The organism is Dactylosporangium siamense (assembly GCF_016862795.1).
GTDB lineage: Bacteria > Actinomycetota > Actinomycetes > Mycobacteriales > Micromonosporaceae > Dactylosporangium > Dactylosporangium siamense.
In genome coordinates, this window is sequence record NZ_BONQ01000113.1 from 1 (window position 1) to 12,025 (window position 12,025).

Below are 12,025 nucleotides of genomic sequence, written 5' to 3' on the forward strand. Positions count from 1 at the left end.
TCGGGCCGCTCATGGAATTGCAGGGTTGGCTCAGGCCGACGCCGGAGCGCAGCGGAGGTGGCGGCATGAGCCCGGTCCTGCACCTGCGCGACGCGCGGAAGGTCTACCCCGGCACGCCGCCGGTCGAGTCGATCCGCGGCATCACCCTCACCATCCACAGTGGAGAGCTGACCGCGATCGTCGGCCCGTCCGGGTCGGGCAAGACCACCCTGCTCAACCTCGCCACCGGCCTGGACCGCCCGACGAGCGGCTCGGTCCGCATCACCGGGCAGCCGATCGAGGACCTCTCCGACCGGCGGCTCGCCGGGCTCCGCGCGCACCGCCTCGGCGTGGTTTTCCAGCAGTTCCACCTGATCGCCCACCTCAGCGCGCTGGACAACGTCGCCACCGGCCTGCTGTACCGCGGCGTCCCGGCCACGACCCGCCGCGCCGCGGCAACCGACGCGCTGGCCCGGGTCGGCCTCGCCCACCGGGCCCACCACAAGGCCCAGAAGCTCTCCGGCGGGGAACAGCAGCGGGTCGCCATCGCCCGCGCCCTCGTCGGCCGGCCGCCGGTGGTGTTCGCCGACGAACCCACCGGCAACCTCGACTCGGTCACCGGCGCCGGCATCCTCGCCCTGCTGCGCGACCTGCACGCCGACGGCACGACGATCGTCGTCATCACCCACAGCGACGAGGTCGCGCAGGCCGCCCACCGGCGGATCACGCTGCGGGACGGGCTCGTCGCGGACGATACCGGGAGCCCCGAATGACCCCGCTGTCCCGCCTGCGCGCCGCCGACCTGCTGCCGGTGGCCACGATCGGCCTGCGGTCCAGGCCGGCCCGGGCCGCCCTGTCGGTGCTCGGGGTCGGCATCGGCATCGCCGCCGTCGTCGCGGTCCTCGGCATCACCCGCTCCAGCCAGGCCGACCTGCTCGCCCGCATCGACCGGCTCGGCACCAACCTGCTGACCGTCGCCGACGGGCAGAGCGCCAGCGGCACGGAACGGCCGCTGCCCGCGACCGCCGCCGGCGGGGTCGGCGCCACGAGCGGCGTGCAGGCCAGCGCGCCCACCGCCGAGATCACCGACGTCCGGGTCCGCCGCAACGAGCTCGTCCCCTCCGCCGGCACCGCCGGGCTGACGGTGCGGGCCGCCGACGCCGCGCTGCTGTCCACACTGGACGGACACCTGGCCCACGGCGCGTTCCTCACCGACCTGACCGGCCGGTATCCGGTCGCCGTCCTCGGCCAGGTGTCCGCGTCGCGGCTGGGCATCGCCGACCTGTCGGGCCGCCCGCGAATCCTGCTCGGCGGCCACTGGTACACCGTCATCGGGATCCTGAACCCGGCGGAACTGGCGCCGGAGATCGACCGGTCGGTGCTGATCGGGTTCGGCGCCGCCGCCCAGGACTTCGGCCACGACGGGCACGCGAGCCGCATCTACGTCCGGGCGGTGCAGGAGCGCACGGTCGAGGTCGCGGCGATGCTCGGCCGCGCCGCCAACCCGGAACACCCGGAGGACGTCGCGGTCAGCCGCCCGTCCGCCGCGCTGTCGGCCCGGCTGGACGCGGCCGAGTCCGGCACCGCGCTGTTCGTCGGCCTCGGCGCGGTGGCGCTCCTCGTCGGCGGGGTCGGCGTCGCCAACATGATGGTCATCTCCGTGCTGGAACGCCGCACCGAGATCGGCCTGCGCCGCGCGCTGGGCGCCGCCCGCCGGCACGTGGGCCTCGAGTTCTTCGTCGAGTCGCTGCTCCTCGGCGCGGCCGGCGGCGCCGCCGGCGTCGTCCTCGGCGCCGGTGCCACCTACGCCCTGGCCCTCCAGCGCGGCTGGCAGCCGCTGATACCCGGGTCCGCGGTCGGGCTCGGCCTGGCCGCGGCGTGCGCGGTCGGTGCGATCGCCGGGCTGTACCCCGCCCTCCGAGCGGCCCGGCTCACCCCGACCGACGCGCTGCGGACCGGTTGACTGCGGGCCGCCGACGTGTCCCGGGTCGCGCACGCGCAGCGGACGGCCGAGGACCTCCCGGCCCGGCGGACGCGTCCGGGCATGCCGTCGTTTCTGCCCGGGCCGGCGCCGCGCGGGGCGCCGCGACACCCGATGTTGCTGGTCGGGCTCGCGGTCGCCGCGCTGGTGCTGTGCTCCGTGCTGCTGCTCGCCGCCTATCTGCTCCGAGTCTGGTTCAGCGGATAGTCAGGCCGACCCGTTGCGAGGTCGGGTCGGCCGGGCCGAACCGGGCCGGCCGGTAGCCGCGGACGGCGCCGGACAGGTAGACGAACAGCGCGCCGACGAGCACCGGGTAGAGCACCTCGATGAACATCAGCGGCAGCAGCATCATGCCGGCGATGAACCACGCGAACACGTTGACGACGGCGTAGACGACGAGCCGGGACACGCCCCGGTGCACGGCCTTCCCGCCCGGGGTCCGGCCGCGGGCGACGTCGATGAGCGCCTTGACCAGCAGCACCAGGCCGACCAGGACGGCGAGCAGCGACGCCTGGAACGTGCCCGGGTCGAGGATGTCGACCTTCGCGTCGGACGTGTCGGCCTGGATGGCCTCGGCGAGGACGGTGCGGGCGCCGCGCAGGTCCGCCTTCACGAGCTCGGCCTGGGTCAGTGAAGCGCCGGTGAAGTCCGCGCCGCGCAGGTCCGCGCCGGTCAGGTCCGCCTGGCTGAGGTCGGCGTCGGCGAACGACGCGTCGCGGGCGTCGACGGTGTCGAGCTCGGCCTGGCTGAGGTCGGCGCCGTCGAAGCGGGCGCCGCGCAGGTTGGCGCCGGTCAGGGTGGCCTGGATGAGGTCGGCGTTGCGGAACGAGGCGCCGTGCGCGTCGACCCGGGACAGGTCGGCCTGGCCGAGGTCGAGGCCGTCGAGGATCGCGCCGTGCAGGTCGGCGCAGGTGAGGTCGGGCAGGCCCTCGAGGGTGGTGATGTGCTGGCCGGCCAGCTGCGCGCGGGTCGCCGGGCAGTCCGGGCCGCGGGTCGGTGCGGCGCCGGCGGGGGTGGCGCCGGCCAGGGCGAGCGTCGCGATGATGAGGAGTGCACCCATGGCGTGGGCGAGGCGGGAGGTCGGCACGGGCACAGCATCAACCGTCGTGGGCCAGGTTCGCCGTGCTCCGTCTGGATCGCGACACGGTCGCCGGGATCACGTGACGGTTCGCGGACATAGCGGCGGCGACGATGCCGGCGACACCCAGCGGCAGCACGATCAAATGGGCCTCAGTCGGTGGCCGTCCGGTTCGGTTCCTCGAAGTGGCGGATGAGGTCGCCGATGCTGCGTAACCAGCGGCGGGCCCGGTCGCTCCAACCGCCGTCCTCGCCATCCGCTCCGCCGTTTTCGCCGCCGCTCAGGAGGATGACGGCCTCGCCGCCGAGGAACGACAGGCCGATGAGACCGGCGACGTCGGCCGGGCGCATGGGGCCCAGGGAGCCGAACCGTTCCTCCGCCTCCGTGGCGACCTGCACCAGCACGAAGAACCAGGCCTGGAGCATGGTCGAGACCCGGGCGGCGACCTGCGGGTCGGACCAGCCGGCCGCGATCATCTCCTGCAGCACCCGCACGTAACCGGAGGCGAGGTCGTCGTCGAGGAAGTCGCACGCCTGCTCGTAGCGCCTCCAGAGGGGTGTCTCCGCGCCGTACATTTGGATCTGACGGTCGACCAGCCGCTGATTCTCGTGGTCGAGCAGCGCCAGGATCACGCCCTGCTTCCCACCGAAGTGGTAGTGGATCTGGCTGAGCGGCACGCCCGCCTGCTCGGCGACGCGGCGGGTGGACAGCGCGGCATAGCCGTCGGCGAGCAGGCACGCCCTCGCGGCCTCGATGATTCGGACGGCGGTGCTCAAGCGGCTGCCTCCTTGTTCGGTCGGTCGACCGAATGCTACCGTGAATCCGGTCGGTCGGTCGACCGAACAAGGAGGCCCCCATGCTTCGCAAAGCGCTCGTGCTCGTCTACGGCGCGACGGCCTATCTGGCCTTCCTCGCGACCCTGCTCTACACGATCGGCTTCCTGGCCGGCGTCGCCGTGCCAAAGGGCATCGACGACGGCGCTGTCGGCCCGGCGTGGCGGGCGCTGCTGGTCGACGCCGCGCTGCTGACCCTGTTCGCCATGCAGCACAGCGTCATGGCCCGGCCCTGGTTCAAGCGGTGGTGGACCCGGTTCGTGCCGACCTCCGTCGAGCGCAGCACCTATGTCCTGGCGTCCACCGCCGTGCTGGTCCTGCTGCTGTGGCAGTGGCAGCCGCTGCCCGCCGAGGTGTGGTCGGTCGGCCCGTCCTGGGCCCGCGCCGTGCTGTGGGCCGTCTACGCGCTCGGCTGGATCGTGCTGGTCTTCAGCACCTTCGCCGTCGGGCACTTCGACCTCTTCGGCCTGCGCCAGATCCTCGCCCGGGCGCGGGACCGTAACTATGCCGAGCCCGAGTTCCGGGAGCCGCTGATCTACCGGCTGGTCCGGCACCCGCTCATGGTCGGCTTCCTGATCGCGTTCTGGGCCGCGCCCGACCTCAGCGTCGGCCGCCTCGTCTTCGCCCTCGCGGCGAGCGGCTACATCATGGTGGGAGTCCGGCTGGAGGAGCACGACCTGCGGGCGCAGCTCGGCGAGCCCTATGAGCGCTACCTGCGGCGGGTCCCGCGCTTCGTGCCGCGCCCCGGCGCGTTGAAGCAGGGCTGAGCGGGAGGGCGGGGGAGCCATGCGGGCACGGCAGGCGGACACCGAGGGCTTCATCGAGCACGACGGCGTCAAGATCCATTTCGAGGTGTACGGCGAAGGCGGCCCCACGATCCTGCTGCTGCCGACGTGGACCCTGGTCCACAAACGGATCTGGAAGATGCAGCTGCCCTACCTCGCCCGTCACTTCCGCGTCGTCACCTACGACGGCCCCGGCAACGGACGCTCCGACCGGCCGACGACCCCACCGGCGTACGGGCAGGCGGCCCAGGTCGCCTATGCCCTCGCCGTGCTCGACGCCACCGGCACCGACAAGGCGGTCGTCGTGGCGCTCTCCCGGGCCGTCAACTGGGCCCTCGAACTCGCCGCCGAACACCCCGCGCGGGTCCATGGCACCGTCGCGATCGGCGCCTCCATCGCCCTCACCCCGCCCGGGCAGGCCCGCGCCGCCTCCGGCGGGCTGGACGACCCGCCGGCACCCGACCTCCCGCCATCTGCGGTGCCGCGGCTCGGCACCGACCCGGCGAGCCACTGGCGCAAGTACAACCGGCGTTACTGGCACACCCGGCACGACGACTTCGCCTGGTTCTTCATGGGCCAGTGCTTCAACGAGCCGCACTCGACGAAGGCGGTCGAGGACGGCGTCGGCTGGGCCCTGGAGACCACCGGCGCCGTCCTGGACGTCGAGAGCCAGGCCGACCGGCCCGACCGCGACGCGCTCGAGTCCTGGTGCGCCCGGCTGACCAGCCCGGTGCTGGTCCTGCACGGCAGCGCCGACCATGTCGTCCCGCTCGCCCGCAGCGAGGCGCTCGCCGAGCTCACCGGCGGGGACCTGGTCGTCATCGACGGCGGCGGGCACATCCCGATCGCCCGCGACCCCGTCCAGGTCAACCTGCACGTGCGCGGGTTCGCCGAGCGGTTCCGCCCGGCGGCGCCGACCCGCCAGGTGTGGAGCCGCTGGCAGTCCCGGCCGCAGCGGGTCCTCTACCTGTCCTCGCCGATCGGCCTCGGCCACGCCCGGCGCGACCTCGCCATCGCCACGCAGCTGCGCGAGCTGCGGCCCGGCGTCCAGATCGACTGGCTCACCCAGCACCCGGTCACCCGGATGCTCGCCGACGCCGGTGAGCGGGTCCACCCCGCGAGCCGGTTCCTGGCCAACGAGTCCGCGCACGTGGAGAGCGAGTCGGGCGAGCACGACCTGCACTGCTTCGAGGCGCTGCGGCGGATGGACGAGATCCTCCTCGCCAACTTCATGGTCTTCCACGACCTGCTCGCGCAGGAGCGCTACGACCTCGTCGTCGGCGACGAGGCCTGGGACGTCGACCATTTCCTGCACGAGAATCCCGAGCTGAAGCGGTCGGCGTATGCCTGGCTCACCGACTTCGTCGGCTTCCTGCCGATGCCGGCCGGCGGCGAGCGGGAGGCGCTGGTCGCCGCCGACTACAACGCGGAGATGATCGGCCACATCGCCCGCTACCCACGGCTGCGCGACCGCTCGATCTTCGTCGGCGACCCCGACGACGTCGTGGACGAGCGGTTCGGCCCCGATCTGCCCCGCATCCGTGACTGGACGTCGGAGCACTACGACTTCGCCGGCTACGTCACCGGCGCCGGGCCGGCTGCGCCCGACGCCGGCACGCGGGCCGCGTTGCGGGCCTCGCTCGGATATCGCGACGGCGAGCGCGTCTGCGTGGTCACCGTGGGCGGCTCCGGCGTCGGTGGGCACCTGCTCAGGCTGGTCGCCGCCGCGTTCCCCGAGGCCGCCCGGAAGGTGCCCGGACTGCGGATGATCCTGGTCGCCGGTCCGCGCATCGACCCCGCCTCGGTGCCGGCACCGGCGGGCCTGGAGGTCCGGCCGTATGTGCCGTCGCTGGACCGGCACCTCGCGGCCTGCGACCTCGCGGTGGTCCAGGGCGGCCTGACCACCTGCATGGAGCTGACCGCGGCCGGCCGGCCGTTCATCTACGTGCCGCTGCGCAACCACTTCGAGCAGCAGTTCCACGTTACCCACCGGCTGCGCCGCCACGGCGCCGGCCGGCGGATGGACTACGACACCCTGACCCCCGACACACTGGCCGCGGCGATCGCGGAGGAGATCGAGCGCCCCGTCACCTACCGCCCCGTGCCCGGCGACGGCGCCGCCCGCGCCGCCGCTCTGCTCGCCGAGCTCTTCTGAGCGGACACCGCCCACGGTTTGCTGTTCGTGGGGGGTGCCTGCCAAGCTCCGTCCATGACCGCGCTGAAGCTGATAGAGACGTCGCCGGGCAAGTACTCGTTGCTGCTCAACGCCGGGACCACCGACGTCGACGGCCTCGTCGAGGAGCTAGGGCACGAGCCCAACGGGTATTTCTGGGCGGGCGTCGCGCGGCTGCTCGTCAGCACGGAGGCGCCGGCGCTCGAGGGCCGGTTCTCCTACGACCCGGAGGGCGGCATGTTCTGCGCGTATGGCACCGACCGGGGCGCGCTCGAGTCGCTGTCGAAGCTGCTGACCCCTGTCACCACCGACGCGGCGCAGGTCCGGAAGATCGTTGAGCTCGCCAAGGCGAAAGGTGTGGAGCTCGACGACTGACCCGCTTGCACGGGCCGGTCGTCGGGGGTCACCAGCGGATATACGGCCGGCTCGGCCGGCTCAGGGGATGACGAAGGTCGTTGAGCACCATCAGCGTGAACGCGAGCTGTCCGGAAACGCTGATGTCGCTTGGACTACCCCACCGCCTGCCGAAACCGAAGCAGCCAGTGTCACCGCCGCCGAGCCGGGGCCCGGGTCGCGGCCTCGGACCGCGACGACGTGTCGCCGTTCCACCAGGCCTGGTTGGGGGACGTCCTGCCGGCACGGGCCGACGAGACCGCGCACGAACTGCTCGATTGCAAGACTGATAGACCGTCTGCCATGGCGGCGCGGGGAGCAGCGGCCCGGCCAGCGCCCACTGCTCGTCGGTCAGGTCCGAGGGGTGCCGCCACGGACGGAGCATCCGGCCACGTCGGCGGCATCGGCATCGGTGGTCACGCGGGCACGCCGATGCATCATCGGATCTTGTCCCAGAATTCCCATTCCTTGCCGTGGTCGGGGCACTGTTCCCTGAGCTGCTGGGTGGCCAGCGATACCGCCCTGCGACCAGGCTCGGACGGCGTGTAGTGCAACTCGAACTTCTGGCCGCACCTCACACACCTGAGCATGACGTTCCTGGGGGTGCGGCCCCAGACCGCGCGCTCCGCGTCGGGCGGGATCCAGGGGCTCGGCTCGGTGGCCCAGTCGGCGTCGTAACGCTGCACTGCCTCGACGAACTCCGCAGGCGGCCGGTAGTCGTGCGCGGAGACGTAATGCCAGACCAGCGCCGGCGCCGCGAACATCACGCCCGGCCGGGCCGGCACCCTGATCTCGCGGAACGCAAGCCAGGACTGGCCGTCCGACCGCGGATCGGCGATGAGACTCGTGTCTGACGGGCAGAACTCACAGAGGTGCAGGCCGCGTCTCTCGTTGACGGACGGGTTGCCGACGATGTCGAGCAACGCGTCGGCGAACCAGTCCGGGACCGGGCCCGTGTCGAACGGTTGCGAGGCGTCCAGCCAGCCAACGTTGAGCCGCTCGTACCGCGGTCGGTAGTTCAGCGTGCCCCATTCGTATCTGACGGTGTCGTCGTCGCGCGAGTACGTGTAGGGCGTCAGGTCCGCGAAGTAGGTCACCGAGGCAAGATACGCCCGACGACAAGCAGGCCCACTTCTCAAACTGTGGATCAATTTGGTGGCGGCACAATGGCGCGATCTTGTGCAATTGTCGAGTCGGCGGGGTCCGAATCTGCGATGCGTGCGTGAACAGGCGTGATCGCCTGCTTTTGATCAATGAATCTCGATTGATCGACCATGAACTGTAGTGCAGAGGTCACCGAGTGCAATATGGTGACCTTCGCGGCGGTGCGCCCCGCCCGCCGATTTCGGAATGGTCGAACTGGTCACCGAAAACGCCCTTCTTGCACATGGTGAATGCGACCTGGGTTCAACGGATTCGAACCGCCATCAGTCCGCTGCGTCACATCGGAGGAGCCGTGCATCGCGCCCGTCGGATCGTCACACTGTTATCGGCAGCAGCCCTGCTGACCCCCGCGGTCGTCGGCGTGCCCGCCGGCGCGGCACAGGGCGAGACCGTCGCCTCCGGGGTCTACACGGCCGTGATCAGGCGCACCAGCTACGGGGTGCCGCACGTGCTGGCCGCCAGCGTCGGCAGCGCGGCCTTCGGGCAGGCGTGGGCCTACGCCGAGGACCGGTTCTGCGACCTCGCCGATCAGATCGTCAAGGTCCGCAGCGAGCGGTCACGGTGGTTCGGCCCGGGACCCGACGGGGTGAACCTGGCGACCGACTTCGCGTACCAGTCGCTGGGCCTGGTCGACCGCGCCCGCGACCAGCTGACCCGGCTGCAGCCCGAGGAGCGCGACGTCCTCAACGGCTATGTGCGCGGCTACAACGCGTTCCTCGCCGCCACCGGCGCGGCACGAGTGCCCGGCTGGTGCGCCGGGCAGCCCTGGATCGGGCCGATCACCGCGGTGGACGTGCTGGCGTACCAGCGCAACATCGCGATCCTCGCCAGCGGTGACGCACTGCTCGGGCCCATCGCCACGGCCAGCCCACCAGCGAGCGCGCAGGCCGCCGCGCAGGCAAAACTGCCGGTCGGTGCGGCCGTCACCACCGACGGGCTGCAGGGCCTGCAGGAGCAGCGGGCGCTGTCCAGCAACGGCTGGGCGCTCGGCGCGGACAAGTCCCAGACCGGGCGGGGCATGCTCGTGGGCAACCCGCACTTCCCGTGGGAGGGTGAGCTGCGGTTCTGGGAGTCGCAGCTGACCGTGCCCGGCAACCTCAACGTCTACGGCGCCAGCCTCGGCGGGCTGCCCGGCGTGCAGATCGGGTTCAGCGACAAGGTCGCGTGGACGCACACGATCGCCGAGGGCTCCCGCTTCACGTTCTACTCGGTCGACCTCGTGCCCGGCTCGCCGACCACGTACCTCGTCGACGGCCACCCCGAGGCGATGACCTCCAAGCAGGTCACGATCCGGGTCAACAACCAGAACGTCACCCAGACCATGTGGTTCACCAGGTACGGGCCGGTGCTGGACCTGTCCGCCATCGACCCGGCGTTCGGGTGGACCACGACGACGGCGTACACGTACCGCGACGCCAACATCGACAATGACCGGCTGCTGCGGGTCTGGCTCAACATGGCCCGCGCCACCGACGTCAACGGGCTGCGCGCCTCGATCGGGCGGGACCAGGGCATCCCGTGGGTCAACACGATCGCGACCGACTCGGCCGGCAACGCCTGGTACGCCGACTCGTCGCCGACGCCGAACCTGTCCGACGCCTCCATCGCCGAATGGGCCGCCCATCCGCTCGGCGCCCTCAACGGCAGCGACAGCGCCAACGCCTGGGTCGTGCAGGCGGGCGCGCGCTCGCCGGGCCTGATCCCGTTCGCCCGCCAGCCGCAGCTGCTGCGCCGCGACTACGTGTTCAACGCCAACGACAGCCACTGGGTACCGAACCAGAACCAGTTCCTGACCGGGTTCTCACCGTTGCAGGGCGGCGAGTTCACCCCGCTGTCCGCGCGCTCCCGGCAGAACCTGCGACTGATCAACGGCACCAACCGGTTCGACCTGACCGGCCTGGGCACCGCCATTCTGTCCGGGGACTCCCTGACCGCGGCCGAACTGGCCGGCTACGTGGTCACGGCCTGCCGCGCGCAGGGCACCCGCCCGGTGTCCGTCGGCGGCACCCCGGTCGACATCAGCGCCGGCTGCTCCGCGCTCGCCGGCTGGGACCGGCTGTTCGACCCGCAGAGCCGCGGCGCGGTGCTGTGGCGCGAGACGATCGGCGCGGTCCTCGCCGAGCACCCCGACGCGCTCACCGTCGCCGGGCCGCTGTTCGGCGTGCCGTTCAACCCCGCGGACCCGGGCCGCACCCCGCGCGGCGCCCCGGCCGACCCGGCGCCGCTGCTGACCGGCCTCGCCAGCGCGATCCTGCGGCTGCGGGCCGTGGGCCTGCCGTTGAACGTCCAGCTGCAGTCGGTGCAGTACACCGTGAAGGCGGGCCAGCGCATCCCGGTGCCCGGCTCCACGGAGAACGTCGGGATCGCCAACATGGCGCAGTACGAGCCGTTCCCGGGCTCGTCGCGGGAGCCGTTCATGAACCCCGGCACGTTCGTGGACGGCAGCGACCTCACCGACCGCGGCTACGTGGTCAACTACGGCACCAGCTTCCTGCTGACCCTCGCCTACACGTCCTCAGGTCCGTCGGCCCGGTGCATCCTGACGTTCAGTGAGTCAGCCGACCCGGCGTCGCCGTACTTCGCGGACCAGACCCAGCTGTGGTCCCGCAAACAGCTGCGCGACTGCCGCTACTCGGAGTCGTCGATCGCGGCCGACCCGAAGCTGTCGATCAAGACGGTCTGGGGGTGAACGAGGACGGTCAGCAGGTCGTGGGCCGTCTGCTCGGACAGGGCCGGGTTGCGGGCGAGCTCCGCCAGCACGGCCGGGTCCGGGTGGGAGACGAGGCCCTCCAGCACGGCGGGCGGCGTCGACGGGTTGCCGGCCAGGTAGACCGCCGCTGACGGCACCCGCAGGCACGCTTCGAGCGTGGCAGGAGGCGCCGCCTCCTGCCACGCGACGTCCTCGACCGCGCGGGCCGGGCTGTCCGGGTGGGTGGCGATGGTGAGCAGCAGGTCGGGTGGCGCCGACGGGTGCGCGGCCAGCGCGCCGAAGATCCGGGCGGCGGCCCGGACGGCCGCCGCCCGGAACCGCTCAGAACTCCCAGGTCCAGTGCTGGTCGAGGGAGCCGTTCCACTTCCACAGGACGACCGGGGCGCCGTTGTCGGTCCGGATGGAGTCGACGGCGAGCACGTAGTAGTCACCGTTGTGGGTCTTCGTGCCCTTGAGGTTGATGAAGTTCTCCCGGTTGCCGTCGATCGTGAAGTACGACCAGTACTGGTCATCGCTGCCGCTGCAATGGAACCCGAGGATCCGTTGCCCGTTGCTGATGTTGCCGCCGTTGACGGCCAGGCACTCGCCGAGGTCGTTCACGATCGTGCAGCTGCCGAGGCGGCAGTTGCCGGTGTCGAACTTCCAGGTCTGGTCGGTCTCCGTGGTGCATTCCCAGATGCCGGCCAGGCCGGCGCCGATCCCGACGCACCTGCCGGAGTGGTCGTTGAGGATCCGGCCGTTGCCGTTGAGCGTCGTCAGCGGCGACACGACCGCCACCCGCGGCGCCTTGCCCGCCGCGGCCGGGGCCGCGGAGGCTGGGGTGGCGGGCAGCGCGGTGATCAGCGCGGCGGCGACCACCGGCAGCATCAGGCGGAACCAGCGGGCCTGGAGCAATCGATGCATCTACGTCCCTCTCCGTCGTTGCAACG

The 12,025-nt window shown here is 72.0% G+C and carries 12 protein-coding genes; 7 read left to right on the forward strand and 5 right to left on the reverse strand.

What is annotated here, in order from left to right; genetic code table 11:
• The first annotated feature begins 65 nt into the window (after positions 1–65).
• Genes Dsi01nite_RS36285 through Dsi01nite_RS36295 form a run of 3 tightly spaced genes read left to right on the forward strand, consistent with a single transcriptional unit; the run spans position 66 to position 2,167 of the window.
• Positions 66–752, forward strand: coding sequence for an ABC transporter ATP-binding protein (locus Dsi01nite_RS36285; RefSeq protein ID WP_203850891.1), 687 nt, complete (start codon positions 66–68; stop codon positions 750–752).
• Complete coding sequence (locus Dsi01nite_RS36290) at positions 749–1,942, forward strand: ABC transporter permease (protein WP_203850892.1); 1,194 nt, start codon at positions 749–751, stop codon at positions 1,940–1,942. The genes Dsi01nite_RS36285 and Dsi01nite_RS36290 overlap by 4 nt, the downstream gene beginning before the upstream one ends.
• Positions 1,943–1,957: 15 nt before the next feature.
• Positions 1,958–2,167: a hypothetical protein gene (locus Dsi01nite_RS36295; protein ID WP_203850893.1), complete on the forward strand. Its 210-nt coding sequence runs from the start codon at positions 1,958–1,960 to the stop codon at positions 2,165–2,167.
• Here Dsi01nite_RS36295 and Dsi01nite_RS36300 read toward each other — a convergent pair.
• Positions 2,157–3,047 carry a pentapeptide repeat-containing protein gene (locus Dsi01nite_RS36300; RefSeq protein ID WP_203850894.1) on the reverse strand — a complete coding sequence of 297 codons (891 nt, stop codon included), beginning with the start codon at positions 3,045–3,047 and terminating at the stop codon, positions 2,157–2,159. The two genes, Dsi01nite_RS36295 and Dsi01nite_RS36300, sit on opposite strands and share 11 nt — an antisense overlap.
• Before the next feature lie 143 nt (positions 3,048–3,190).
• Positions 3,191–3,814 carry a TetR/AcrR family transcriptional regulator gene (locus Dsi01nite_RS36305; RefSeq protein WP_203850895.1) on the reverse strand — a complete coding sequence of 208 codons (624 nt, stop codon included), beginning with the start codon at positions 3,812–3,814 and terminating at the stop codon, positions 3,191–3,193.
• Between the two features lie 80 nt (positions 3,815–3,894).
• Between Dsi01nite_RS36305 and mddA the strand changes: the two genes are divergently transcribed.
• From mddA to Dsi01nite_RS36320, 3 genes are read left to right on the forward strand one after another with little or no spacing between them, the layout of a single operon-like run.
• On the forward strand, positions 3,895–4,638 hold the full coding sequence (gene mddA / locus Dsi01nite_RS36310; protein ID WP_203850896.1) for a methanethiol S-methyltransferase: 744 nt from the start codon (positions 3,895–3,897) through the stop codon (positions 4,636–4,638).
• A gap of 19 nt (positions 4,639–4,657) precedes the next feature.
• Positions 4,658–6,811 carry an alpha/beta fold hydrolase gene (locus Dsi01nite_RS36315; RefSeq protein ID WP_203850897.1) on the forward strand — a complete coding sequence of 718 codons (2,154 nt, stop codon included), beginning with the start codon at positions 4,658–4,660 and terminating at the stop codon, positions 6,809–6,811.
• Between the two features lie 54 nt (positions 6,812–6,865).
• The gene (locus Dsi01nite_RS36320) at positions 6,866–7,204 is read left to right on the forward strand and encodes an Imm51 family immunity protein (RefSeq protein WP_203850898.1); all 339 of its coding nucleotides are present in this window, start codon (positions 6,866–6,868) and stop codon (positions 7,202–7,204) included.
• Between the two features lie 455 nt (positions 7,205–7,659).
• Here Dsi01nite_RS36320 and Dsi01nite_RS36325 read toward each other — a convergent pair whose 3' ends face one another.
• Complete coding sequence (locus tag Dsi01nite_RS36325) at positions 7,660–8,319, reverse strand: DUF7919 family protein (protein WP_203850899.1); 660 nt, start codon at positions 8,317–8,319, stop codon at positions 7,660–7,662.
• Positions 8,320–8,678: 359 nt separating this feature from the next.
• Here Dsi01nite_RS36325 and Dsi01nite_RS36330 point away from each other — a divergent pair, with 359 nt between their 5' ends.
• On the forward strand, positions 8,679–11,075 hold the full coding sequence (locus tag Dsi01nite_RS36330; RefSeq protein WP_203850900.1) for a penicillin acylase family protein: 2,397 nt from the start codon (positions 8,679–8,681) through the stop codon (positions 11,073–11,075).
• On the opposite strand, the gene Dsi01nite_RS36335 is transcribed toward Dsi01nite_RS36330, so the two are convergent.
• Positions 11,015–11,527, reverse strand: a complete 513-nt coding sequence (locus Dsi01nite_RS36335) for a hypothetical protein (RefSeq protein ID WP_203850901.1) — start codon at positions 11,525–11,527, stop codon at positions 11,015–11,017. The genes Dsi01nite_RS36330 and Dsi01nite_RS36335 overlap by 61 nt on opposite strands.
• On the reverse strand, positions 11,418–11,999 hold the full coding sequence (locus Dsi01nite_RS36340; RefSeq protein WP_203850902.1) for an RICIN domain-containing protein: 582 nt from the start codon (positions 11,997–11,999) through the stop codon (positions 11,418–11,420). Before Dsi01nite_RS36340 ends, Dsi01nite_RS36335 begins: the two co-directional genes overlap by 110 nt.
• Positions 12,000–12,025 lie beyond the last annotated feature (26 nt).

Coding starts and splice junctions, on each gene's coding strand:
- Dsi01nite_RS36285 (WP_203850891.1), top strand. CDS start 66: ATGAGCCCGGTCCTGCACCTGCGCGACGCGCGGAAGGTCTACCCCGGC.
- Dsi01nite_RS36290 (WP_203850892.1), top strand. CDS start 749: ATGACCCCGCTGTCCCGCCTGCGCGCCGCCGACCTGCTGCCGGTGGCC.
- mddA (WP_203850896.1), top strand. CDS start 3,895: ATGCTTCGCAAAGCGCTCGTGCTCGTCTACGGCGCGACGGCCTATCTG.
- Dsi01nite_RS36315 (WP_203850897.1), top strand. CDS start 4,658: ATGCGGGCACGGCAGGCGGACACCGAGGGCTTCATCGAGCACGACGGC.
- Dsi01nite_RS36320 (WP_203850898.1), top strand. CDS start 6,866: ATGACCGCGCTGAAGCTGATAGAGACGTCGCCGGGCAAGTACTCGTTG.
- Dsi01nite_RS36340 (WP_203850902.1), bottom strand. CDS start 11,999: ATGCATCGATTGCTCCAGGCCCGCTGGTTCCGCCTGATGCTGCCGGTG.